The organism is Kitasatospora sp. NPDC059327 (assembly GCF_042752535.1).
Lineage (GTDB): Bacteria > Actinomycetota > Actinomycetes > Streptomycetales > Streptomycetaceae > Kitasatospora.
In genome coordinates this window covers 55,304-79,657 of record NZ_JBHYYB010000040.1, presented here as the reverse complement: position 1 = coordinate 79,657, position 24,354 = coordinate 55,304, and the positions used below count along the sequence as shown (strand labels likewise).

The 24,354-nt window shown below is 73.3% G+C and carries 19 protein-coding genes; 15 read left to right on the top strand and 4 right to left on the bottom strand.

From position 1 onward, the window contains the following. Positions 1-393: 393 nt before the first annotated feature. Together ACFXHB_RS23955 and ACFXHB_RS23950 are read right to left on the bottom strand one after the other, a co-directional pair. On the bottom strand, positions 394-2,799 hold the full coding sequence (locus ACFXHB_RS23955) for a SulP family inorganic anion transporter (RefSeq protein WP_380576641.1): 2,406 nt from the start codon (positions 2,797-2,799) through the stop codon (positions 394-396). Between the two features lie 445 nt (positions 2,800-3,244). Continuing rightward, positions 3,245-4,237 (bottom strand): ATP-binding protein, encoded by a 993-nt coding sequence (locus ACFXHB_RS23950; RefSeq protein ID WP_380576640.1) that lies wholly within the window; start codon positions 4,235-4,237, stop codon positions 3,245-3,247. A 268-nt stretch (positions 4,238-4,505) separates the two neighbouring features. Between ACFXHB_RS23950 and ACFXHB_RS23945 the strand changes: the two genes are divergently transcribed. Further along, positions 4,506-5,399, top strand: a complete 894-nt coding sequence (locus ACFXHB_RS23945; protein WP_380576639.1) for an oxidoreductase — start codon at positions 4,506-4,508, stop codon at positions 5,397-5,399. 452 nt (positions 5,400-5,851) lie between these two features. Here the strand turns inward: ACFXHB_RS23945 and ACFXHB_RS23940 are convergent, their stop codons facing one another. After that, a complete protein-coding gene (locus ACFXHB_RS23940; RefSeq protein ID WP_380576638.1) occupies positions 5,852-6,898 on the bottom strand; it encodes an HAD family hydrolase in 1,047 nt (348 codons plus the stop codon). 724 nt (positions 6,899-7,622) lie between these two features. Here ACFXHB_RS23940 and ssd point away from each other — a divergent pair. The 7 genes from ssd to ACFXHB_RS23905 all read left to right on the top strand — a co-directional run bounded on the left by ssd (position 7,623) and on the right by ACFXHB_RS23905 (position 13,632). Then, positions 7,623-8,747 carry a septum site-determining protein Ssd gene (gene ssd / locus ACFXHB_RS23935; protein ID WP_380576637.1) on the top strand — a complete coding sequence of 375 codons (1,125 nt, stop codon included), beginning with the start codon at positions 7,623-7,625 and terminating at the stop codon, positions 8,745-8,747. Continuing rightward, on the top strand, positions 8,747-10,099 hold the full coding sequence (locus ACFXHB_RS23930; RefSeq protein WP_380576636.1) for a TadA family conjugal transfer-associated ATPase: 1,353 nt from the start codon (positions 8,747-8,749) through the stop codon (positions 10,097-10,099). Before ssd ends, ACFXHB_RS23930 begins: the two co-directional genes overlap by 1 nt. A gap of 115 nt (positions 10,100-10,214) precedes the next feature. Then, on the top strand, positions 10,215-11,333 hold the full coding sequence (locus ACFXHB_RS23925) for a type II secretion system F family protein (RefSeq protein ID WP_380576635.1): 1,119 nt from the start codon (positions 10,215-10,217) through the stop codon (positions 11,331-11,333). A gap of 434 nt (positions 11,334-11,767) precedes the next feature. Beyond that, positions 11,768-12,307 (top strand): type II secretion system F family protein, encoded by a 540-nt coding sequence (locus tag ACFXHB_RS23920; protein ID WP_380576634.1) that lies wholly within the window; start codon positions 11,768-11,770, stop codon positions 12,305-12,307. Between the two features lie 116 nt (positions 12,308-12,423). Continuing rightward, complete coding sequence (locus ACFXHB_RS23915) at positions 12,424-12,699, top strand: DUF4244 domain-containing protein (RefSeq protein ID WP_380576633.1); 276 nt, start codon at positions 12,424-12,426, stop codon at positions 12,697-12,699. A gap of 103 nt (positions 12,700-12,802) precedes the next feature. Further along, positions 12,803-13,162 carry a TadE family type IV pilus minor pilin gene (locus ACFXHB_RS23910; RefSeq protein ID WP_380576632.1) on the top strand — a complete coding sequence of 120 codons (360 nt, stop codon included), beginning with the start codon at positions 12,803-12,805 and terminating at the stop codon, positions 13,160-13,162. Beyond that, entirely contained in the window at positions 13,150-13,632 is a 483-nt protein-coding gene (locus ACFXHB_RS23905) for an Rv3654c family TadE-like protein (RefSeq protein ID WP_380576631.1), read from the top strand. Before ACFXHB_RS23910 ends, ACFXHB_RS23905 begins: the two co-directional genes overlap by 13 nt. On the opposite strand, the gene ACFXHB_RS23900 is transcribed toward ACFXHB_RS23905, so the two are convergent. Continuing rightward, entirely contained in the window at positions 13,627-16,062 is a 2,436-nt protein-coding gene (locus ACFXHB_RS23900) for a DEAD/DEAH box helicase (RefSeq protein ID WP_380576630.1), read from the bottom strand. The two genes, ACFXHB_RS23905 and ACFXHB_RS23900, sit on opposite strands and share 6 nt — an antisense overlap. Before the next feature lie 221 nt (positions 16,063-16,283). Between ACFXHB_RS23900 and bldG the strand changes: the two genes are divergently transcribed. The 7 genes from bldG to topA all read left to right on the top strand — a co-directional run bounded on the left by bldG (position 16,284) and on the right by topA (position 24,338). Continuing rightward, positions 16,284-16,625 carry an anti-sigma factor antagonist BldG gene (gene bldG / locus ACFXHB_RS23895; protein WP_148644090.1) on the top strand — a complete coding sequence of 114 codons (342 nt, stop codon included), beginning with the start codon at positions 16,284-16,286 and terminating at the stop codon, positions 16,623-16,625. A 156-nt stretch (positions 16,626-16,781) separates the two neighbouring features. Next, positions 16,782-17,198 (top strand): ATP-binding protein, encoded by a 417-nt coding sequence (locus ACFXHB_RS23890; RefSeq protein ID WP_380576629.1) that lies wholly within the window; start codon positions 16,782-16,784, stop codon positions 17,196-17,198. Between the two features lie 272 nt (positions 17,199-17,470). Beyond that, positions 17,471-17,839, top strand: coding sequence for a cyclophilin-like fold protein (locus ACFXHB_RS23885; RefSeq protein ID WP_380576628.1), 369 nt, complete (start codon positions 17,471-17,473; stop codon positions 17,837-17,839). A 118-nt stretch (positions 17,840-17,957) separates the two neighbouring features. Beyond that, positions 17,958-18,659 carry a hypothetical protein gene (locus tag ACFXHB_RS23880; RefSeq protein WP_380576627.1) on the top strand — a complete coding sequence of 234 codons (702 nt, stop codon included), beginning with the start codon at positions 17,958-17,960 and terminating at the stop codon, positions 18,657-18,659. Positions 18,660-18,719: 60 nt separating this feature from the next. Further along, positions 18,720-20,252, top strand: a complete 1,533-nt coding sequence (locus tag ACFXHB_RS23875; RefSeq protein WP_380576626.1) for a methyltransferase — start codon at positions 18,720-18,722, stop codon at positions 20,250-20,252. 244 nt (positions 20,253-20,496) lie between these two features. Continuing rightward, on the top strand, positions 20,497-20,958 hold the full coding sequence (locus ACFXHB_RS23870; protein WP_380576625.1) for a DUF3592 domain-containing protein: 462 nt from the start codon (positions 20,497-20,499) through the stop codon (positions 20,956-20,958). Between the two features lie 521 nt (positions 20,959-21,479). Further along, entirely contained in the window at positions 21,480-24,338 is a 2,859-nt protein-coding gene (gene topA / locus ACFXHB_RS23865; protein ID WP_380576624.1) for a type I DNA topoisomerase, read from the top strand. Positions 24,339-24,354 lie beyond the last annotated feature (16 nt).

Sequence of the window (24,354 nt, the reverse complement as noted above, 5' to 3'; positions counted from 1 at the left end):
GGCCCAGGTGAGGCGGCGGGCCTGCTCGGCCCAGAAGCCCAGGCGGTCCTCGGAGGCCTGCGCGTACGCGGCCGCGGTGACGTTGGCGGCTGCGGCGAGCTCTGCCGGCGGGGCGAAGCGCCGCTCCTCCTTGAGCAGGTTGGCCAGGCTCTCGTTGCTCAACGCGCACTCCTCATCGAGTCATGATCGGGGTCAATCCCGTGCGTGGGGATTGTCCCGTGTGTCCCAGCGCACAGCTCACCAGGCGAAGCGGTCGGTTGACAAGAGGCTCCGGGTAATTGGTGTAGACCTTTCACCGAGAGTCGAACGGCAGACCGAGGGATGAGGGCCTCGGTGGCGATGTGGGGAAGTGGGCCCGTGCCCCGGCCCGCCCGGCAGGGCACGGGCCGGCTCTCAGGCGGCCAGCCTGGGGTCGCCCCCAGTGGCGGTGGCCGCTGCGAGGTCCGCGTCGGTCGCGGGGACCTTTTCGAATTCACTCATTCGCCCGGGCGTGTCGCAGGGCGCGGGGCCGACTGTGCCGTCCAGGGCCTCGACCGGACTGAACCGTCCGCTCTCCTGGTCGAGCACGTAGGCCTGGGCGGTGGCGAAGTCGAAGTACATCCCCACCAGGCGCAGGGTGCCCTCGGCGACCCGGCGCTCCACCGCGGGGTTCGCCAGCAGCTGGTCCAGTTGCTGGACCACATTGGTGAGGCAGAGCTGCTCCACCAGGTCGGCCACCGGGCGGCCGGTGAACTCGGCGGGGGCCCGGCGCAACCGGTCGAGCGCGCCGCGGCCGTTGCGCAGCCAGCGGGTGAGCGGAGTCGGTGGCCCCGGCCGCTCGTGCACGCCGTCCAGCAGGGCCTTCATGGCGCCGCAGCCGGAGTGCCCGCAGATCGTGATGGAGCGAACCTCCAGCGCCTCCACGGCGTACTGCACCGCGGCGGCCACTGAGTCGTCGGCCGCGCCCGGCTCGAACGGCACCGGTACGAGGTTGCCCACGTTGCGGACGGTGAACAGGTCGCCCGGGCCGCTGTTGGTGATCATGCTCGTGACCATCCGCGAGTCGGCGCAGGTCAGGAAGAGCTGGGAGGGCGTCTGCCCTTCCCGGGCGAGCCGGGCCAGCTCGGGGCGGACCAGCGGGGCGGTGTGCAGCTGGAACACCCGGACGCCGTCGAGCAGCCGGCCGTGCGGGTCCTCCTGCTGGTCGATGCAGTGGTGGCCGACCCAGGGGGTCCAGGCGCGGCAGCGGTGCGGTCCGGAGGAACTGCCGGCCCGGACGGTGCCGTCGGGATCGAGGACCTCGTCGTCCTGGCGTCGGGTCACCATCGAGACCCGGCCGCCGGCCGCCTGCCGGCCGGTTCGCCAGCTGTGCAGCGTTTCGTAAGCGGCGTGGTCCAGGAAGGAGCCGTCGTGGACGACGGCCACGTCGGCGGAGGCGGGGATGCCGGCCAGCGCGCGGCTCAGCCGGGGCACGGCGGTGAAGGTGAGCGGTCCGTGCGTCTGGACCGTGTACGAGCCGTCGGGGCCGGCCACGACGTCCACATGGGCGCGGGTCAGGCGGTAGAGCGCGAGCAGCACGGCCGTCGCGGCGCCCAGCGCCACCCCGAGCAGGACACCGAGCAGCACCACACCGAGGACGGTGGCGAGGTAGACCGGGAACTCGCGGTGGCGGTGCACCTTGCGGATGTGCGCGAAGCTGACCATCTGCAGGCCGACGACCAGGACGAGGGCGGCCAGCGCGGCGAGCGGGATCCGGCGGAGTCCACCGGTGAGGGCCAGGGCGGCCGCGAGCACCCAGACGCCGTGCAGGATCGAGGACCAATTGCTCTGCGCGCCGGCTCGGACGTTGGCGGTACTGCGCACCGCGCCGCCGGCGATCGGCAGCCCGCCGAGCAGGCCGCTGATCATGTTGGCGAGGCCCTGGCCCCGCAACTCGCGGTCGAGGTCCCCGGTGCGGTGCGACATCCGGTCGATCGCGACGGCGGAGAGCAGTGACTCGACGCTCGCCACGGCGGTGACGGTCAGCACGGCGGCCAGGACCGCGGCGAGCGGCCCGTGCGGCAGGGCGGGGACCAGGTCGTGCGGCTGCCAGGCGGGCAGTTCGACCCGGGCGAGCCGCAGACCGAGGGCCATGGCGAGCGCCGTGGCGGTGCCGACGGCGACCAGCGGGCCCGGCACCTTGGTCAGCCGGGCACCGAGGACTCCGGCCCTGCCTGGAAGTCGGCCGAGCCTGGGCCAGGCGAGCAGGACGGCGGCGGTGACCGTGCCGACGACCAGGGCGGACGGGTGCGGGCCCGCCAGTTGGCCCGGCAGCGCGAGCAGATTGGCCGGCGCGGAGCTCTGCGGGGAGCCGCCGAGGACGACGCACAGCTGCGCGATGGCGATGGTCAGGCCGACGCCGGCCAGCATGCCGTGCACAATGGCCGGCGAGACGGCGAGCGCGGTTCGGGCCACCCGGCGGACACCGAGCAGGAGCTGCAGCAGCCCGGCGGCGAGGGTGATGGCGCAGGTGGCCTGCCAGCCGTACTGGGTGATCAGCCCGGCGGTGATCACGGTCAGGGCGGCGGAGGGGCCGCTGACCTGGAGGGGGGTGCCGCCGAGGAACCCGACGACGATGCCGCCGACGGCCGCCGCGGCGAGACCGGCGGTGAGCGGGGCGCCGGTGGCCAGGGCGATGCCGAGGGAGAACGGCACGGCGATCAGGAAGACCACCAGGGAGGCGGAGAAGTCCTGCACCCACCGGTTGTGCGGGCGGGGGCCGGGCGGGGCGTGGTCGTTGGTGTCGGAGGCGATGGGGGCGCTGGAGATGTCGAGGGTCATTGTCTTCCCGTCTGTCCGGGGAACGAACGCAGTCAGGTCCGGTGGTGAGTCCGGTTGTGGGGCTCGGGGATTCGGATCGGCTGTCGTGGGTTGCGACGGTGTGGCGGGATGGCGTGGGGCGCGGCGGGGATTGCGGGTGTCACCGGCCGGGCCGTGGACCATCAAGGGGCCTCGAAGAAGCCGTGGAGAACCAGGCCGCAGAGAGGACCATCAAGACTCGGTAAACCGAGGGTAATGAAAGCTTTGCACAGCGTCATCTCGGAAGGTAGGGCCAGCGCCCTGGATTCACCCCATTGGGTGGTGTTCGAACCGATGGAAATCTGCTGGTGGCGTCCGGCCGACGCCGGATACGCGAGACGGGCCGCGGCCTCCCCGGGGGTGGGGAGGCTGCGGCCCGTCGGCGGCGGTGGTGCGTGGTGGCGTCCGGCGGTGCCGGAGCCGCCCGTCAGGCGCGGGCGCCGGCCGGGGCGGGCTGCTCGCCGCCGAGCACGAAGTCGCGGTCCACCTGGGTGGCGAGGTCGATGCCGACCTTGGCGTTGGCCCAGCTCTCCGCGTTGCGGAGGTGGAAGAGGACGGCCTGTTCGGTGTAGCGGAGGGCGTCCCGGCGGTCATGGGCGGCGTCGGCCTCGACGCGCAACCGCTCCAGCACAGCGCGGTTGGCCGGCTCCAGGGTCCGCAGCGGCGGCTCGGCGCCCCGCTCCAGCCGGCGCACCCAGTCGGACTGCCCGAAGGTGGTCAGCAGGTCGTCCCCGACCTCGGCGCGCAGGAACTCCAGATCGTCGGGACCTTGCACCTTGTTGCCGACCACGCGGAGCCGGACGCCGAAGTCCCGGGCGTAGTCCTTGTACTGGCGGTAGACCGAGACGCCCTTGCGGGTCGGCTCGGCCACCAGGAAGGTCAGGTCGAAGCGGGTGAACAGCCCGGACGCGAAGGAGTCGGAGCCCGCCGTCATGTCGGTGACCAGGTACTCGTCCCGGCCGTCGACCAGGTGGTTGAGCAGGAGCTCGACCGCGCCGACCTTGGAGTGGTAGCAGGCCACTCCGAGGTCCTCCTCGGTGAAGGCGCCGGTCGCCAGCAGTCGCACCGACCCTTCGTCGAGGGCGATCGGGCGGGCACAGGCGGCGTACACCGGGTTCTCCTCGACGATCCGCAGGAGTCGCGAACCTCGGCCGGGCGGCGTGGTCTTGATCATCTCCTCGGCGGAGCGGATCAGCGGGTTGTCGCCGCGCAGGTACTCCTTGATCTCGGGCAGGTGGCCGCCGAGGGGCGGCAGCTCGGCGGCCTGAGCATCCGTCAGGCCGAGTGCTGGGCCCAGGTGCTGGTTGATGTCGGCGTCGACGGCGATGACCGGTCGGCCTGCGGCGGCCAGGTGGCGGATGAACAGTGAGGACAGCGTGGTCTTGCCGCTGCCGCCCTTGCCGACGAAGGCGATCTTCATCTGGGACTCCCGCTCTCACTCTGGGGCCCGACCTCGGGGCCGCCTGCTCGGGGCCTCTTCCGGGCCGCTTCCGCGCCGCCGTTCCGGGTCGCGTCCGCACTGCGCCGAGGCCGACGATCTCCGGAGTTGGAAATCGTTATCGTCTCCGATAGTGGCCATGCTATCCGCGGTTTCGGGTTCATCGGCGAAGGGAAGTGAGGATTGCCTCTAACGGGTGATGCGGGGTTGCTGTTCCGGGAGGGGCGCCCCGTTCATTACTCTCGGGTAGGTGAGCACTGGAACAGATCCCCTCGCCCCGCTGGCCCAGCTCCCCGGGGTGCCCGACGCGGTGGCCGAGGTGCGCAAGGCCGTCGACCGGCTCTACGGCCACCGGGTGATGCGCCGCCGTGCGGCCGAGGTCACCTCCGAGTCCGCGCTGCGCGGTGCCCGTGCCTCGGCGGCACTGGCCGGGGCCGACTGGCCGCTGGAGGAGGTTCGGCGTCGCAGTGACTTCAGCGCCGACCACGAGTCCCGCACGGTGGGTGCCGCGCTGCGGATCGCGGCCGAGGCCGGTCAGCTGCTGAGCGTCTGGCGGCACTCGCCGCTCCAGGTGCTGGCCCGGTTGCACCTGCTGGCGGTCGGCGACGCCGACCCCGCGGCGGGTCGGCCGAGGCAGTTCGGGGAGGGCGTGGAGGCGCTGTTCCCGCTGGAGCTCAAGGCGGCGGAGAGCGTCGAGGTGGAAGCCGGCCCCGCCGGACCGGTGGCCGAGCTGCCCCCGGCCCCCGGGGCGGAGGAGGTCGCCGCCCGGCTGGACCAGCTCTCCCGGCTGCTGATCGCCCGCGCCGAGGGACAGGGCGTCGGGACGCCGGCCCTGGTGGTGGCGTCGGTGGTGCACGGGGAGCTGCTGGCACTGCGGCCGTTCGGCTCGCACAACGGTGTGATCGCGCGTGCCGCGCAGCGGATCGTCCTGATCGCCGAGGGGCTCGACCCGAAGTCGATCTGCCCGGCCGAGGTCGGCTTCGCGGAACTCGGCACGGATGCCTACCGGCGCGCGCTGGCCGGCTATCTGGCGGGTACGCCGGAGGGGCTGGCGGCCTGGATCGCCCACTGCGGCCGGGCGCTGCGGCTCGGTGTGCGGGAGAGCACGGCGGTCTGTGAGGCGATGCAGCGCGGCATGGTCTGACGGGCCGCGGGCGGCGCACTCCGAGTCGCCCGGGCAGAGAGATGCGGCGGCACCCGATCCTGCCGGATGCCGCCGCTGGTACAGGTGCCGGGTGACCATGCATGCACCGGAAATGCCCATCAGACGGGGATCCTGCCCGTTCGTCTGGTGCGGCGGCCCGACAGCGGGTCGGCTGCATGTGGGTGCTCGACTATCTGTACGTGCGGTCCGTGGGCCTGAACTGCGTTGTCGGTTTGACCTCTTCGGTCCTGACCGGGTCTCGCGGGCCGTGCTTCCTTTGTATCGCGTTTCGGGGGAAAGGGGAACCCGAAATGAGAAGTCTTCGGCTTTTGACCGTTTTGCTCCAAACGGGCGGGTGTGCCAGCTCTGGTACGGGGCGGGCCCGTGGTTGCCGGGCGTACGGGCCGGCCCGTACGCCCGCCCGGCGCACCGGCCGCCGGCCGTGCGGACCCTCAGGCCGCCGGGCGGCGGCGCCGTGCCGCGTACCAGATCACGCCGGCGGTCAGCACCGCCGCTCCGACCGCCACGGCGGTCAGCACCGAGCCGCTCGGCGCGGAGAACTCCGGGAGCCGCCGCCGCAGTTCGACCGGGCGGTCGAAGACCAGCACCGGCCACTCGCGGGCCACCGCCTCCTTGCGCAGCGCGCGGTCCGGATTGACGGCGGACGGGTGGCCCACCGCCTCCAGCAGCGGCAGGTCCGTCGAGGAGTCGCTGTAGGCGTAGCACTGGGCGAGGTCGTACCCCTCGACCTCGGCCAACTCCCGGATCGCGGCGGCCTTGTTCTCGGCGTAGGCGTAGTACTCGATCTCTCCGGTGTAGCGACCGTCCTCGATCTTCAGCCGGGTGGCGATCACGTGGTCCGCGCCGAGCAGGGCGCCGATCGGCTCGACCACCTCGGATCCCGAACTGCTGACGATGACCACGTCGCGGCCGGCGGCGTGGTGCTGCTCGATCAGGGAGGCGGCCTCGTCGTAGATGATCGGGTCGATCAGGTTGTGCAGGGTCTCGGCGACGATCTCGCGGACCTGCTGGACGTTCCAGCCCCGGGTGAGCGCGGAGAGGTACTCGCGCATCTTCTCCATCTGATCGTGGTCCGCGCCACCGACCAGGAAGACGAACTGCGCGTACGCGCTGCGCAGGACGGCCCGACGGTTGATCAGACCGCCCTGGTAGAAGGGCCGGCTGAAGGCCAGGGCGCTCGACTTGGCGATGATGGTCTTGTCGAGGTCGAAGAAGGCGGCCGTCCTGGGGCCGGCCGGGTGCGGAGCGGTCGCCGGGAGCCCGGCGGCGGCGCGTCCGCCGGGATCGTCGGCCGCGGCGGAACCGCTCTTCCCGGCGGCGGCGGAGTTCCGCTCCGCCCCGGCGCCCTCGGCCTTCTCGGCGGCCGCGGAGTTCCCGATGTTCCCGGCGGCCCCGGCCGTCACCGCGGCCTCCGCGGTCTCGGCGGTGGAGTCCGGGGACTCGTCGGCGTACTCGTCGGCGTTCTCGGTGGTGTCCACGGGAACCGAGGATAGAGGGCACCGCAAAACCGCCCGCCATTCGGCGTACTCATGGGCGCGCGGGTTTGTGTTTCTGGCCGCTCGGGTACACCATGGAAGTCACGGATCGTTCGCGACCGTGCTAACCCGGTCCGGCTCCTCCCCCCCGAGTCGGGCCGTGGATAGACGACCCCCGCTCTCCCCCCCGGCGGGGGTCGTCGCACGTCCGGGGCCATTTTCAGGGCTTGAACGGCTCGTGCGGAGTACTCCGCGGTCGGCCCGTCCGTGATCTGCAGGGGGTGTCGGGTCGAGGATGTGCCGACCCGCTTTCGTCACTCTCCGTCGCCGGTTGCTCAGAGTCGCCGATGGCTGGTCCCCGCTCCCGAAAGCCCCTCGGCGGCGCTCCGAAGAGAGCGGGAAGAAGACCGGAGCGTGTTCGGAGGGCCCGAGCGGATGCCGGCCGATCAAGCTCTGCGTGAGGTCCCGGTTCTTCTCAGTGAGACCGTTTCGTCAATTCTTTGCGCAATAGCCCCCCTGTCCGGGTGAACGTACTTATCCACAGCCCCGAGTTGTCCACAGGGAATCGGGAGTCAGCTGACGGAATCCGGATCACCCCCCACCGTGATGGACGGCAGCGGTTGCCGGGCGGGCCCCACGAGGCCGGCCGGGCGGTCGCCCGCCGCGTCCATCCGCAGGTGTGCCCGTACCGCTCGACGCGGACGGGCGCCGCACAGGGGAGACCGTCATGTCGACACCACTCGCCGACCACGCCGCTGCGCACGGCCCGGAGGCCGCCGGCCCGCTCGTCGTCACCGAGGACGAAGGCCTGGCCGAGCACGTGCTCCGGCTCTGCGCGGCCGCCGGTACCGAACCTCGGCTGATCAGGGGAGCGCCGCCGACGCGAGGGCTCTGGGAGAGCGCGCCGCTCGTGCTGGTCGGAGACGACCGGGCCGAGCGATGCGCCGGACTTCCCCGTCGTACCGGGGTGCTGTTGCTCGGCTTGGACCTGGACGACCCCGGAGTCTGGGTCCGAGCCGTCCAACTCGGTGCCGAGCACGTGCTGTTCCTGCCGGATGCGGAGGCCTGGCTGCTCGACCGGATCGCCGACGCCACCGAGGGCATCGGCACGCCGGCGCTCACGGTCGCGGTGCTCGGTGGCCGAGGTGGCGCCGGTGCTTCCACCCTGGCCTGTGCGCTCGCGGTGACGGCCGCGCGCACGGGCCGGCGGACCATACTCGTCGACGGCGATCCGCTGGGCGGCGGGCTCGACGTCCTGCTCGGTGGCGAGGCGGCGGGCGGCTTGCGCTGGCCCGACCTGGCCGGTTCCCGAGGCCGGGTCAGCGGTGCCGAGCTGGCCAAGGCCCTGCCGGCGCTCAAACGGCTGAGTTCGCTCTCCTGTCTGTCCTGGGATCGCGGTGACACGCTGGCCGTGCCGCCCGAGGCCATGCGCAGTGTGCTGGCCGCCTCCCGTCGCCGAGGAGGGCTGGTGGTGGTGGACGTGCCGCGCCGGCTCGACCCGGCCGCCGGGCAGGCGCTGGAGCAGTCCGACACGGCGCTCCTGGTGGTCCCGGCCGAACTGCGCGCGGTCGCGGCCGCGGGCCGGGTCGCGGCCGCCGTCCGGATGCGGCTCGACGACGTACGGGCCGTGGTGCGCCCGCTGCGGCCCTTCGGGCTCCTGGCCCACCGGATCGCGCGGGGGCTGCGGCTCGAACTCGCGGGGGAACTGGAGCCCGAGCCCGGGCTGGCCGCCGACGTGGAGCAGGGCGTACCGCCCGGGATCCGTACGGACGGCCCGCTCGCGCGCTTCTGCGAGACCTTTCTGAACGAGGTGCTGCCGCCGGTGCCGGCGGTCGGAGGAGGTGTGTACTGATGGTTCGTCTCCGAGGTACCGGAAGCACGACCACCGTCGGGCGGAGTCCCGGTGCGTGGGAAGGCCGGCCGCTCCGCAGTGTCGCGACGGCTGCCGGCCCACCCGAGCAGGGCCCGCGGCCGGCACCGCCCCTTTACGGACGAACGGTCCGGGAGGAGCGGACGGCGGCCCTGGTCGACGCCGTCCGGCTCAGGCTGGCCGAGTCGGGCGCCGCGCCGACGGCAGGGTCCGTCGCGGCGGTCCTGCGGGCCACCCGCCCGCCGCTCGGCGGCGACGAAGTCCTCGACACCGTGCGCTCGCTGCGCGCCGAACTGGTGGGTGCGGGCCCGCTGGACCGGCTGTTGTCGGCGCCCGACGTCACGGACGTGCTCGTCAACGGGCCGGACGAGGTCTGGGTCGACCGGGGCGGTGGTCTGCGCAGGGCCACCGGTGTCCGCTTCGCCGACGCGGAGGCGGTCCGCCGACTGGCTCACCGGCTCGCCACGGCAGCCGGGCGCAGACTCGACGACGCGCGGCCCTGGGTGGACGCACGGCTGCCGGACGGCACCCGGCTGCACGCCGTGCTGCCGCCGATCGCGACCGGGTGCACCCACATCTCGCTGCGGGTCTGCCGGCCCCGCCCGTTCACGCTCGACGAGTTGGTGACGGGCGGGGCAGTGCCCGCCGTCGGCGCCGAGCTGCTGGCGGGCATCCTGCGGGCCCGGCTCTCCCTGCTGATCAGCGGCGGCACCGGTACCGGCAAGACGACCCTGCTGGCGGCCCTGCTGGGGCTGGCCGGGGTCGGCGAGCGCATCGTCGTCGTCGAGGACTCCGCCGAGCTGCGACCGGACCATCCGCATGTGGTCCGGCTGCAGAGCCGACCGCCCAACCAGGAGGGGGCCGGTGAGCTGACCCTGCGGGATCTCGTCCGCCAGGCGCTGCGGATGCGGCCCGACCGGTTGGTGGTGGGAGAGGTTCGCGGAGCCGAGGTGTCGGACCTGTTGGCCGCGTTGAACACCGGCCACGAGGGCGGTTGCGGCACGGTGCACGCGAACGCGGCGGCGGACGTACCCGTCCGGTTGGAGGCGCTCGGATCGCTCGCGGGGTTGGACCGGGCGGCGCTGCACAGCCAACTCCGTTCGGCACTCGATGTGGTGGTGCACCTGGTGCGGGAGCCCGCCTCCGGGCGGCGCCGGATCGCGGAGATCCACACGCTGTCGGGTGACCGCGACGGGCTGGCCGTCACGACTCCGGCGGTGGCGTTCACGGCGGACGGCGCCACCGTGCCCGGGGTCGGGTGGGAGCGGCTTCTCCGGCTGCTCGCCACCCGTGGGGTGGCCGTGGGGCCGGCGCTCCCGGCGGGGCCGTCGTGATCACGCGCGCGGCCGAGCCGGTGTTCGGCCTGTTGATCTGCGGGTGCGCCGCGGGCGCGGTGGCATTGCTGGGGTTGTGGCGTGGCCGGAGCAAGCGATGAAGGGAGTGGGCGATATGACGGCAAGTCAGAGTGAACTCTGCTGGGTGGCGGTGCTCTGCGGGGCGGCGACCGTGGGGTGGGGTGCCCTGCAGCGCCAGGTGGCGGGATCCAGAAGGTCCGGGCGGCTGCTCGTCGGCAACGGCGGGGGAGGAGGAGGCGGGAGCGATGGGGCGTCGACGCCTCGGTGGCCAGGGCCGAAGGCGATCGGCGGTGGTTCCGCCGCGCCGTTGCGCCGGCCGGGGTGGCTGACGCCGGAACTGCTGCTCCTGCCGGTCGGGTTGGGATTCGCGCAGGCGACGGCCTCGCCCGTGCCGGCACTGGCCGCCGCGCTGGCCTTCCTGCCGTTGCGACGCCGGCGGCTGCGTCGCGGGGTGGCGGCGGAGGCTCGGCGGCGGGCCACCGCCGTGGTCGACCTCTGTGCCGCACTGGCCGGGGAGTTGCGGAGCGGAGCCACGCCCGAGCAGGCACTGCACGTGGTCACCACGCGTCTCGCGGAGGACGACGAGGCGCTGCGCCGGATCGGCCTGGAGCCGGTGGCCCGGCTCGCGGCCGGCCGGTACGGCGGGGATGTGCCGGAGGCCTTCCAGCTCCTCGCGGAGTTGCCGGGCGGACGTGGGGCGACCGCGATCGCGGCCTGTTGGCGCGTGACGTCCGACGGGGGCACGGGGTTGGCCGCCGGACTGGACGGGGTCGCCGAGGCTCTGCGCGCCGAGCGGGCGCTGGAGGAGGAGATCGCCGCCGAGCTGGCCGCGCCGCGAACGACGGTCGCCGTCCTGGCGGCGCTGCCCGTCGCCGGTTTGCTGCTCGGCGCGGCGCTCGGGGCCCGACCGGTGACCGTCCTGCTGCACACCCCGGCCGGGCTCGCGTGTCTGCTGGGTGGAGCGGCTCTGGAGGGGCTGGGGGTGGCGTGGACGGCCCGGATCGTCCGGGCGGCCTCGCGGGGCGCCCTGGAGGACCCGCTGGGCGGTGAACGGACGGGCGGCGCGGCCGGGGCCGGAGTCCGTGCCGGTGGCGGCAGCGGAGGCGGAAGCGGTGACCGGCGCGACGGCGGCCGGCGGTGCGGGATCTCCCGCACGCGGGCGCGGCCCGGTCGGCCGAGCGGTTCCTTCCGGGCCGAGACGGCATCCGCGTGACGACGGGGATCGAGCGGGTCACCCTCCTGGTGGGCCTGCCCGTCGTGGCACTGGGGGCAGCCGCGCTGGTTTCGTGCCGGTGGGCGAGCGAGCGAACCGGGCGCCGGAGGGCGGCGGCTGTGCTCCGTTCCGGTGGCCGGTTCGAGGTCCGCTCATGGTCCCGCCGTCGAGTCGGATCCGTGGCTCCGGCTCACGTCCGCCGGGCCGGGCCGGATCGGCGGCAGGGCGGGCGACCGGGCGAGGACCGCGACACGCGGGTGTCCGGCCGGTTGTCCGCCCGATTGTCCTCCCGGTTGTGCGGGCAGCGGTGGCGGACCAGGCGGAGTGCCGGTGCCGGCGGGCCGGGCGCGGTCGCGGCGGGGTATGCGCGACGGGTGGCGGTGGCGGGCTCTGCCGGGGGCGCCGCGACCCTCGTGCTCGGTGGCGGAACGGGCTTGCTGGCGGGCGCCCTGCTGGCCGTGGGGCTGTACCGGTGGCTGTCCAGGGCGCCCTCCCCGGCGGAGCGGCAGTTCGCGTGGGAGGAGGAGCGGCTCGTCCGGCAGCTCCCGTTCACGGCCGAGTTGCTGGCGGCCTGCCTCGGTTCGGCTGCCTCGCCCGCCTCGGCGGTGACGGCGGTCGGCCGGAGTGTCGGTGCTCCGATGGGTCCTCGGCTGGTCACGATCGCGGCCGAACTGGGTCTGGGCGCGCCTCCCGAGGTCTGCTGGAGCCGGCTGGGTGAGGAGCACCCCGCCCTGGCGCCACTGGCACGCTGCCTGGTCCGGACGAGTCTGAGCGGCGCCCCGGCGGCCGGACCGCTGATCGGGCTGGCGCAGGCCCGTCGGAGTGCGGCCGCCCGCGCGGCGCACGCCCGGGTCCGCCGCTGCGGGGTGCTCGCCACGGCGCCCCTCGGGCTCTGTTTCCTCCCCGCGTTCGTGCTGATCAGCGTGGTTCCGGTGGTCCTGGGGCTCACCACCGGTTTCGCCCGTTCGATCTGACGCGGCACCCGAGGGCCCCGATGTACGCGTTCGACACCAGAGCCTCGACACAGGAGAAGTCGCCTGCAGGGTCGCCGGTCGGCCCCGGGCGGCAGGGAAACCCAAGGAGAACAGTCATGACCGCAGTGATCACGCACAGGTCCGCCGACAGCGGGCGCCCGTACCGGAACCTGCTCGGGGTGTGTCGCCGCCGGGGCCGCTGGGCGGCCGTCCGGATCCGGCGGGTGGCCCGCTCCAGGGGCAGGTCGGACGCCGGAATGACCACCGCCGAGTACGCGGTGGGCACGCTCGGGGCGTGCGCGCTGGCCGCCACGCTCTACAAGGTGGTCACCAGCCCGGCCATCCTCGAAGCGCTGACCGGGCTCCTGGACCGTGCGCTCCATGCGACGTGACGGTCCTTCGGGGCAGGTGGTCGGGTCCGCCGGGTCGGTCGCGGCGGCCGGACCGGGCGGCTCGGTCGGGTCGGGCCGGTCCGGCCGGGGTGACGCGGGTTTCGTGACGGCCGAGACGGCGGTGGCGTTGCCGGCGTTGGTCCTGCTCGCCGTGATGATGATCTGGGGCGTGCTGGCGGCGGCCGCGCAGATCCGCTGCGTCGATGCGGCCCGGGTGGGCGCTCGGGCGGCCGCGCGTGGGGAGGCGGACGCCGTCGCGATCGCCCGTGCGGCCGCCCCGCCCGGAGCGGCCGTCCGGGTGGCCGTCGAGGCCGACTCGGTCCGGGTGACGGTGGACGCGCTGTCGACGGCCCCGGGCCGGCTCGCCGGTCTGCTCTCCGTACGGCTCGGCGCGGCCGCCGTGGCGGCGCGGGAGGACACCCTGACGGGCACCGGAGGAGGTGCGGGTCCATGGCCGTCCTGAGTCCTGTCACGGCCGTGACGGTCCGGGTGGTGCGGGCCGGGGTGGCCCGGGCGGCGGTGGGGCGTCGGTCCGATGCCGGCTCCGCGACGGTCTGGCTGATCGCTTGCGCGGTGCTCGGCTGTGCGGCGTTCTCCGCGACCCTCTCGGTCGGCGCGGTGGTGGGCGCCCGCCACCGCGCCGAGTCCGCCGCCGATCTGGCGGCCCTCGCCGCGGCCGACCGGCTGTTGCTGGATCCGGACGGTGGGTGCGGTCGGGCGGCCGGGATCGCGCGGGCGCAGGCGGCCACCCTGGTGTCCTGCGTGGTGGACCGGGAGGCGGACGCCGTCGAGGTGATCGCGGAGGTGCCGATCGGCGGAGTCCCGGTGGGTCTGCCGGTCGGGCCGGCGCGGGCCCGCTCCCGAGCGGGCCCGGTCCGCGCTGCGGCAGTCGCGACGGACGACTCCGTCAGCGGAACGGCGGGAGCCTCATGAGGGTCCTGTGGAGGGCTCGTCGGTCCCTTCCCGCGACCGGTCCCCGTCCCGGGAGTGGTCCCCACCCTGAGACGGCTCCCCGTTCCGGGAGCGGTTCTCGTCCCGGTCCCCGTCGACGGGCGGCGCTCCGGAGAGCAGGACGTCCAACAGCCGGACGGCGGCCGCCTTGTCCAGCGGCTCGTTGCCGTTGCCGCACTTGGGCGACTGCACGCAGGACGGGCAGCCGCGCTCGCACTCGCAGGAGGCGATCGCCTCGCGGGTGGCCGTCAGCCACTGGACGGCACGCCGGAAGCCGCGTTCGGCGAAGCCGGCCCCGCCCGCGTGGCCGTCGTAGACGAACACGGTGGGCAGTCCGGTGTCGGGGTGCATCGGTACCGAGACACCGCCGATGTCCCAGCGGTCGCAGGTGGCGAAGAGCGGCAGCAGGCCGATGGAGGCGTGCTCGGCGGCGTGGGCGGCCCCGGGGAGCTGGTCGGGCGGGATGTCCGCGTCGAGCAGTTGGTCCTCGGTGACGGACCACCAGACCGCTCGGGTCCGCAGAGTGCGGGGCGGCAGGTCGAGTTTGGTCTCGCCCATGATCTCCCCGGTGGAGATCCGCTTGCGGAGGTAGCCGACCACCTGGTTGACCACCTCCACCGAACCGAAGCTGAGCCGTCCCTCGCCCCAGGCGAGCGAGGTGTCGGTCGAGAGCACCGAGACGGAGGTGATGTCGCGGGCGGCCGTCGTGTAGGGCGGGTCGGCCGGTTCGACCAGGGCGACGGAGCTGTCCAGGTCGAAGTCCCGGACGAGGTAGCTACGCCCCTGGTGGATGTGGACGGCCCCGGTGTGGACGGTGGTGTGGGCGGCGGAGGCGTCCACCGTGCCGAGCAGCCGGCCGGTCGGGGCTTCGACGATCTGCACCGGGTTGCCGCCGCTGCCGCGCAGGTCGACGGCGTCGGCGGCCCGTTCGCGGCGGGTCCAGTACCAGCCGCCACCGCGGCGGCGGAGCAGCCCGCGCCGCTCCAGGACGGGCAGCAGCGGGCCGGCGGAGGGGCCGAACAGCTCCAGGTCGGCGTCCGTGAGCGGGAGCTCGGCGGCCGCCGCGCACAGGTGCGGGGCCAGCACGTGCGGATTGTCGGGGTCGAGCACGGTGGCTTCGACGGGCGTGGCGAAGAGCGCCTCCGGGTGGTGCACCAGATAGGTGTCCAGCGGGTCGTCGCGGGCGATCAGGACGGCCAACGCGCCCTGGGCCTCCCGTCCGGCCCGCCCGGCCTGCTGCCAGAGCGAGGCACGGGTGCCGGGGTATCCGGCCATCAGGACGGCGTCCAGACCGGAGATGTCGACGCCGAGTTCGAGAGCGGAGGTGGAGGCGAGGCCGAGCAGGCGGCCCGAGTGCAGATCACGTTCGAGTGCCCGGCGTTCGTCGGCGAGGTAGCCACCGCGGTAGGCGGCGACCCGGTCGGCGAGCGGGCGGCCGAGCTGGTCCTGGGCCTGGAGCGCGACCACTTCGGCGGCGCGCCGGGAGCGGACGAACACGACGGTGCGGATCTGCCGTTCGACGAGATCGGTCAGCAGGTGGGCGGCCTCGGCGGTGGCCGTTCGGCGGACGGGAGCCCCGTGCTCGCCGACGTTCTCGGTGAGCGGCGGTTCCCAGAGCCCGAAGACCATCGGCCCACGCGGGGAGGCGTCCTCGGTGACGGCCTCGGCGGGTAGTCCGGTGAGCAGCCGGGCGGTGGCGGCCGGATCGGCGGTGGTGGCCGAGGCGAGCAGAAAGGTCGGTGAGGAGCCGTACCGGGCACAGATCCGGCGAAGCCGCCGCAGTACCTGGGCGACGTGCGAGCCGAACACGCCCCGGTAGCTGTGGCACTCGTCGACCACCACGTAGCGCAGCGTCTTGAGGAAGGAGGACCAGCGCGCATGGGCGGGCAGGATGCCGCGATGCAGCATGTCGGGGTTGGTGAGCACGTACGAGGCGTACTGGCGGACCCACTCGCGTTCCTCGGGCGGGGTGTCGCCGTCGTAGAGGGCGGGGCGGACCCTGGGCGGGGCGAGTTCGGCGGCCCGTCGCCGCTGGTCGGCGGCGAGCGCCTTGGTCGGGGCCAGGTACAGCGCGGTGGCGCCCCGGCCGTTGCGGGCCTCGGTGCCGTCCAGCAGGTCACTGAGCACGGGTGCCAGATAGCCGAGCGACTTGCCCGAGGCGGTCCCTGTGGCGATCACCACAGTATGGCCGCTTTTGGCCAGATTCATCGCTTCTGCCTGATGGGCCCAGGGACGTTCCACGCCCAGTGCCTGCGCGGAGGTGACGATCTCGGATCGGATCGAGTCGGGCCAGGGTGAATAACGGGCTGGTCGGGCGGGAAGGTGCTCCGTATGGGTGAGCCGGTCCGACCGCCCCCGGGTGGTGGACAGGGTCGTGAGCAGTGCCTCGGGCAGGCTGTGACGGGGCGGCATGAGGACCCAGTGTGTCACCGGCGTGACGGAGAATCGTCGTAAGCCATCGTGCGGGCATGGTCGCAGGTGGTTGAATGTGGCCGTGACGGCCGTACGGCCGGGGGTCGCAGCGCTGAGGCTCGCCACGCGTGGCTGGGCGCGCCCGGGGCTCGCGACCATGCGGTGGCGGCCGTCCGGCCGAAGATCGCAATGACGTAGCAAGGCAAGGTGCTGGAGGTTCCGTGGACCTGTCCCTGTCGACCCGTACAGTCGGCGATCGCACGGTCGTCGAGGTTGGCGGCGAGATCGATGTGTACACCGCCCCGAAGCTGCGCGAGCAGCTGGTCGAGCTCGTCAACGACGGTAACTATCACCTCGTCGTCGACATGGAGGGCGTGGACTTCCTCGACTCGACCGGCCTGGGCGTGCTGGTGGGCGGTCTGAAGCGAGTGCGGGCCCATGAGGGCTCGCTGCGCCTGGTCTGCAACCAGGAGCGAATTCTGAAGATCTTCCGCATCACCGGCCTGACCAAGGTCTTCCCGATCCACACCTCGGTGGACGACGCGGTCAACTCGACCGACTGATACGGCCGGGCCGGCCCCGTGCCGGCTCGCCCATGACACGCGTCCGGTGTGCCGGGGCCCTCGTGGCCCCGGCGTCCCGGCCGCCCCAGGGCCGGTCGAAACCGGCCCGCAGGGGCCCGCATGCCCGGCCCCGGTCGGACACCCCGAGGGGGAGAGATGGCAACCGTCGAACTTCGATTCAGCGCGCTTCCCGAGCACGTCCGTACGGCCCGGCTGGTCGCCGCGGCTGTCGCAAGACGAGCCGGGGTCGACGAGTCGGTGCTCGACGAGGTCCGGCTCGCGGTCGGTGAGGCGTGCTCCCGCGCGGTCGGTCTGCATCAGCGCGGTGGCATCACCGGCGCGGTCCGGGTCGCTCTCACGGACCAGGAGAAGCGTTTCCTCATCGAGGTCGAGGACGAGGCCGGTCCCGCCACCGTGCCGAGCCCGGGTGCCGCCGAGGCCGATCCGGACGAGGACACCCTCGGTCTCGCCGTGATCACCGGGCTGGTCGAGGAGCTTGAGGTCACCAGCGGCGCGAGCGGCGGCCTGATCCGGATGAGCTGGCCGGTCTCCGTCGACGCGATGGCGCTCTGAGGGCCGGACGCCCGGACGCGCGGCGGCAACCCTTCATCTCTGCCGCCCCGACATCCCGGCCGAAGATCCCGGAGGCCCCGGGGATCCTTGCCCGACTGCCCGACTGCCCGACTGCCCGACTGCCCGACTGCTGACCTGTGGCTGTCGCGGCCGCTGACGGGTGTCCAGCCGGCGGGAAGGCATTGACAATCTGTTGAATTCAGCGGTTCCCTGCTCTCGGCACGACCGGGCCCGATCAGTGATCGGGCCTGTCGTAGGAGAAGAGGGAACCCATGCGGATTCGCATCCTGTGGCCCGCCGGTCAGGTGCTCGCCACGCTTGAGTCCACACCCACCGCCGAGGCGCTCTGGGGCGCGCTGCCGATCAGCTCGTCGGCCAGTACCTGGGGCGAGGAGGTGTACTTCGGTACGCCGCTGAGCGTGCCCACGGAGGACGACGCCCGGCAGGTCGTCGAGCCCGGCACGGTGGCGTTCTGGACGGACGGGGACAGTCTCGCGCTGCCCTACGGGCCGACGCCGATCTCCCGGGACGGGGAGTGTCGGCTGGCCAGTCCCTGCAACATCCTCGGCGCCCTGGACGGAGACCCCGCGGTGCTCCGGACCGTCCGGCCGGGCGACTCGATCAGGGTCGAGCGGGCCTGAGTCCGGTCCGCCCGGGGCCGGACGAGCGGGCCCGAACCGGGGCGGGCGGGAACCGGGGGCCGGGTGGGAGCCGTGTAGGTTCGCAGTTCGACGACCGAAACCGAAAGGGCTTCTCCCGGTGAACAAGCGACTGCTGGCCGTACCCGCGCTCGGCGCGCTGCTGGCGTTCGGCGCCGTCGGCTGCGGCGACGACAACAGCAAGCAGCTGGAGTCCTGGGCGGCGAACGTCTGCGGCGCGGCCAAGGACCCGATCGCCCAGGCGCAGACCGCCCTGGCGGACACCGGTCAGGTGAAGACCGGTGAGGTTCCGGTGGACCTGCAGAAGAGGCTCTCCGCCGACATCGGGCGGCTGGCCAAGACCAACCAGGACATCGCCGCGGCCATCGATGCCGCCGGCGCGCCCAAGGTCGACGACGGCGGGACCCTCCAGAAGGACACCGTGGCCGAGCTCAACAAGGCGGCCGAGGGCTACCTGGACGTCCAGAAGAAGCTGGACGCGCTGGGCAACGACGACCGGTCGAAGTTCGCGGACGGGCTGCGCAGCATCTCCGACCAACTGCAGCAGCTGGCCTCGCTCTCCACCCAGGCGCAGGCCAAGCTGCAGCGTGGCGACCTCGGTGCCGCGATGGCCAAGCAGGAGGGCTGCAAGCCGGGCTCGGCCGCCGCGGCGCCGACCTCGGGGGCCCCGGCCTCCGGGGCGAGCGGGACGCCTGCGGCCGGTGGCACCGACACCCCCGCACCGGGCGCCACGGGCGGCCCGGCCGCGACCCAGGCCCCGTCCGCCCCCGCCGCGAGCGCCCCCGCGCCCTCGGCGAGCTGACCCGACCGCTCCCCCGCCCGGCGGGGGAGCGGGGCCGACGGCCCGGGGGACAATGGCGGGGTGATCAGTAGCCCCGTTCTCGACCCGACCCGCCTCGCCACGTTCCGCGAGGCGCTGCTAGCGGCCTCGTACACCGCCGACGGCTGCCTCGACCTGCTCGGGCCCACCGGCTACGCCGCACTGGCACGGAGCGAGGCCGTACCGGCGCTGCGTGCCACCCGTGGCGGCAGCCCGCTGGAGACGCTGGTGCGGCTGTTCCTGCTGCAGCAGCCCGTGCCGTACCGGGCGGCCGCCGCCGCGCTGCCGGTCGAGGACTGCCTGGCCGACGGCTGGCTGCGTCTGGACGGCGATCTGGTGCGGGCCACCGTGGACGTTCGCCCGTACGCCAACGAGGTTTCCGGTCTGCCGAGTTCGGACGCCTGGGTGGTGTCCGACCTGGGTTGCGCGGTCGGCGGCGCGGGCGGGATCGGCTCCGGTGAGACCGCGCACGGCGTGTCCCGCAAGGACCTGGTGCTCGGGGTGGGGGGCGCCTCCACCACGCTGGCCAACATCACGGTGCGCCGGCCGGTCCGGGCCGCGCTGGACCTCGGCTCGGGCTCCGGCGTGCAGGCGTTGCACGCCGCCCGGCACGCCCAGCGGGTCACCGCCACCGACCTCAACCCGCGGGCCCTTCGGTTCACCGAGCTGACCCTCGCGCTCTCCGGGTTCGACAACACCGATGCCGCCGCCGGCAGTCTCTTCGAGCCGGTCGGGGAGCGGAAGTTCGACCTGATCGTGTCCAACCCGCCGTTCGTGATCTCGCCCACCGGCCGGTTCACCTACCGCGACGGCGGGATGGCCGGTGACGACCTCTGCCGCAGCCTGGTCCGCTCCGCCGCCGCGCACCTGGAGCCCGGCGGCTACTGCCAGTTGCTCGCCAACTGGCAGCACGTCAGGGGCGAGGACTGGCACGACCGGCTGGCCGGCTGGGTGGCGGGCACCGGCCTGGACGCCTGGGTCGTTCAGCGGGAGGTCCAGGACGTCGCCCAGTACGCCGAGTTGTGGCTGCGCGACGGCGGCGACCACCGCGGTCCCGGCGGCGACTACCAGGCCCGGTACGGCGAGTGGCTGGACGCCTTCGAGGCGGGCGGGGTCGAGGGCATCGGCTTCGGCTGGATCACGCTGCGGGCGGGCGGCGCCGAGCGGCCGACGGTCCGGGTGGAGGAGTGGCCGCACCCGGTCGAGCAGCCGCTCGGCCCGCACATCGAGGAATGGTTCGACCGGCAGGACTACCTGCGTACGCACGACGACGCGGGGCTGCTCGCGGCCCGGTACGTGCTGGCCGACGAGGTGGTCCAGGAGCAGGTCGGCGCACCCGGGGCGGAGGACCCGGAACACGTGATCCTGCGCCACAACCGGGGGATGCGGCGGGCCACCAAGGTGGACACGGTCGGTGCCGGGTTCGCCGGGGTCTGCGATGGGACGCTGTCGGCCGGCGAGATCGTGGACGCCATCGCGCAACTGCTGGGCGAGGACCGGGTGGTGCTGCGGGACCGGGTGCCGGAGTCGTTGCGCCTGCTCACCGAGCAGGGGTTCATCCGACCGGTCGGCTGATCGCCGCGCCGCCCACCGGGCCCGCGCCGCCCGCCGCCGCACCGGCCGCCCGCCGGGCCCGCGTTCCGGCGTCCTCCGGTCCCACGCGCCCCGGGCCGGCTCGACGCGTCCCGGCCGCCCCGGTCCGGCCGGTTCATCTCCCCGTATCCCCCGGTTCGCCCACCGGCCGCCGCTCGGCTGTCCCGCGTTGGCCGCCGGCTGTGAGGCTCTGTCCACAGGCTGTGGACAGAGCTGGGGGCAAGGGGTGGACACGACGACGGCCACGGTGGGCGGCACCGTGCTCGCGCTCTTCGGCGGCGCACTGCTGCTCTGGTGCGCGGCCGAAGTGCGCCTGCGCCACCTCGTGCGACGCCGGGGCGTGGCGACGGTGGCCACGGTGGTCGCCGAGGCCGACGCGCACGGTGAGCTGGACAGTGCGCCGCTGCTCTCCTTCTCCGCGCCGGCCGCGACCGGCGGTTCCGGCCCGGGGCGATGCACCGAGCTGGTACTCACCCGGCCTCGTGGTCACACGCCGTTGCGTCGCTCGGCCCGCTTCGCTCCCGGCGTGTCCGTTCGGATCTCCTACGACCCGCGGCGGCCGAGCCGCGCGGTCCTGGCGGCGGCGGAGACCGGCCGGGCCGCGGTGGCCGATCTGCTCTGGAGTTCGCTCGGTACCGGTTGCGTGGCCGCCGGGGCCGTCCTCATAGCCGCCGGCCTCACCGGCTGAGCAGGGGTCCGGCGCGGACTGGCCGGAACCGGTCGGCGGCGCGGGGGCGGAAGTACGAACTTCCGGGATATAGAGGCGCAAAGAGTCATTCAACGGACAGACCGGAACATGGGGGACGGGCCCCGGGCGGCGCGGTCCACGCTGCTCGCCTGTCCGGCCTGCTCCGACCCGCCCGTCCCGTTCCGCCCGCCCCCGCCCCTTCTCGGCCCATCGCCTCAGCGTGTCGATTTTCCGTTGACAGATTTTGAAATCCGTCATTCCATCCTTCGAAACCCGCCGAAGCCCCCCTCCACGGGGCGCGATCCTCCATCATCGGGTTACCGTTCGAGTGGCGTCGGTCGGCCTTGCCGGTGAAAAAGCAGGATCCTTCCGTTTGACAAGGGTGGCCGGGGTACGGTCACACTCCGCTGGTGGGGTCGTCGTGCAGCGGCAACCCCGGGACGGTGGAGGGGTCGGGCGGAGCGCAGCCCGTGCTGCCGGCGCCGACCAGCTCACATAACGACCGGGAGAGAAGAGCGAAGGTGTCCCCGAGCAGCGAGACCGCGCACGGACAGCGACTCGTCATTGTCGAGTCGCCGGCCAAGGCGAAGACGATCAAGGGCTACCTTGGCCCCGGCTACATCGTCGAGGCGAGCGTCGGGCACATTCGGGACCTGCCCAGCACAGCGGCCGAGGTCCCGGACAAGTACACCGGCGAGGTGCGCCGCCTCGGCGTCGACGTCGACCACGACTTCGCGCCCATCTACGTGGTGAACGCGGACAAGAAGTCCCAGGTCAGCAAGTTGAAGTCGCTCCTCGCGGAGTCCGACGAGCTCTTCCTCGCCACCGATGAGGACCGCGAGGGCGAGGCCATCGCGTGGCACCTCCAGCAGGTGCTGAAGCCCAAGGTGCCGGTGCACCGGATGGTGTTCCACGAGATCACCAAGACCGCGATCCAGGAGGCGGTGGCCAACCCGCGCGAGCTGAACCAGCGCCTGGTCGACGCCCAGGAGACCCGTCGCATCCTCGACCGCCTCTACGGCTTCGAGGTCTCGCCGGTGCTCTGGAAGAAGGTCATGCCGAAGCTGTCGGCGGGCCGTGTGCAGTCCGTCGCGACCCGGCTGGTGGTCGAGCGGGAGCGCGAGCGGATGGCCTTCCGCAGCGCGTCCTACTGGGACCTGGTCGGCACCTTCGGTACCGGACGCACCCCGGCCGACGCCGCCAACCCGGAGACCTTCGGTGCCCGGCTCTCCGCCGTCGACGGCAAGCGGATCGCCAGCGGTCGTGACTTCGGTTCGGACGGCCGGCTGAAGGCCGGCAGCGTCAACACCCTCCACCTGGACGAGCAGGCGGCCCGCGCGCTGGTCGCCGCCCTGGAGCAGACCGCGTTCAGCGTCCGCAGCGTCGAGTCCAAGCCCTACCGCCGCTCGCCGTACGCGCCGTTCCGCACCACCACGCTCCAGCAGGAGGCCAGCCGCAAGCTCGGCTTCGGCGCCAAGCGGACCATGCAGGTGGCCCAGAAGCTGTACGAGAACGGCTTCATCACCTATATGCGTACCGACTCCACCACGCTCTCGGAGACCGCCGTCGCGGCCGCCCGGGCCCAGGTCACCCAGCTCTACGGGGCCGACTACCTGCCGGACGCGCCGCGGACCTACGCCAGCAAGGTCAAGAACGCCCAGGAGGCGCACGAGGCCGTCCGCCCGTCCGGCGACCGCTTCCGCACCCCCGCCGAGACCGGCCTGAGCGGCGACGACTTCCGGCTGTACGAGCTGATCTGGATGCGCACCGTCGCCTCCCAGATGAAGGACGCGGTCGGCCAGTCGGTCACCGTGAAGGTCGGCGGCCGTTCCTCGGACGGCCGGGACGCCGAGTTCTCGGCCTCCGGCAAGATCATCACCTTCCACGGCTTCCTCAAGGCCTACGTCGAGGGTGCCGACGACCCGAACGCCGAGCTGGACGACCGCGAGCGCCGGCTGCCGCAGGTGGCCGAGGGCGACCCGCTGGCCGCCGAGCAGCTCACCCCGGAGGGCCACGCCACCAAGCCGCCGGCCCGCTACACCGAGGCCTCGCTGGTCAAGGAGCTGGAGGACCGGGAGATCGGCCGCCCGTCCACCTACGCCTCGATCATCGACACCATCATCAACCGCCGCTACGTCTTCAAGAAGGGGACGGCGCTGGTGCCGTCGTTCCTCTCCTTCGCCGTGGTCAACCTGCTGGAGAAGCACTTCGGCCGGCTGGTCGACTACGACTTCACCGCGCGGATGGAGGACGACCTCGACCGCATCGCGGCGGGCGAGGCGCAGTCCGTGCCGTGGCTGAAGCGCTTCTACTTCGGTGAGGGCGAGGGCCACGCCACCGGCGGTGCCGCCGAGGCCGGCAACGGCGACGGCGACCACCTGGGCGGTCTGAAGGAACTGGTCACCGACCTGGGCGCGATCGACGCCCGGGAGATCAGCTCGTTCCGGATCAGCGACGACCTCACCCTGCGGGTCGGCCGTTACGGCCCCTACGTCGAGCGCGCCTCCACCGTGGAGGGCGAGCCCGGTCAGCGCGCCGACATCCCGGACGAGCTGCCGCCGGACGAGCTGACCGTCGAGCTGGCCGAGGAGCTTCTGGCCAAGCCCAGCGGTGACTTCGAGCTCGGTCAGGACCCGGTCAGCGGCAACCAGCTGGTCGCCAAGGACGGCCGGTACGGCCCGTACGTGACCGAGATCCTGCCCGAGGGCACGCCCAAGACCGGCAAGAACGCGGTCAAGCCGCGTACCGCTTCGCTGCTGAAGTCGATGGCGCTGGACACCGTCACGCTCGACGACGCGCTGAAGCTGCTGTCGCTGCCGCGCGTGGTCGGGACGGACCCGGAGGGCGTGGAGATCACCGCGCAGAACGGCCGCTACGGGCCGTACCTCAAGCGCGGTACCGATTCGCGCTCGCTCACCAGCGAGGAGCAGATGTTCACGGTCACCCTGGAGGAGGCCCTGGCCATCTACGCCCAGCCCAAGCAGCGCGGCCGGGCCGCCGCCGCGCCGCCGCTTAAGGAGCTGGGCAACGACCCGGTCAGCGAGCGTCCGGTGGTGGTCAAGGACGGCCGCTTCGGCCCCTACGTCACCGACGGCGAGACCAACGCCACGCTGCGCAAGGACGACGAGGTCGAGACCATCACTCCCGAGCGCGGCTACGAGCTGCTCGCGGAGAAGAGGGCCCGCGGTCCGGTGAAGAAGACCGCGAAGAAGGCCCCGGCGAAGAAGGCGGCGGTGAAGAAGACCGCCACCAAGACCGCTGCCACCAAGACGGCGGCGGCCAAGACGGCGGCCAAGACGACGACCACCAAGGCCGCCGCGAAGAAGACGACGACCAAGAAGGCCGCCGCGAGCAAGACCACCACCACCGACGAGGGCTGACCCTCCACCAGTGGCA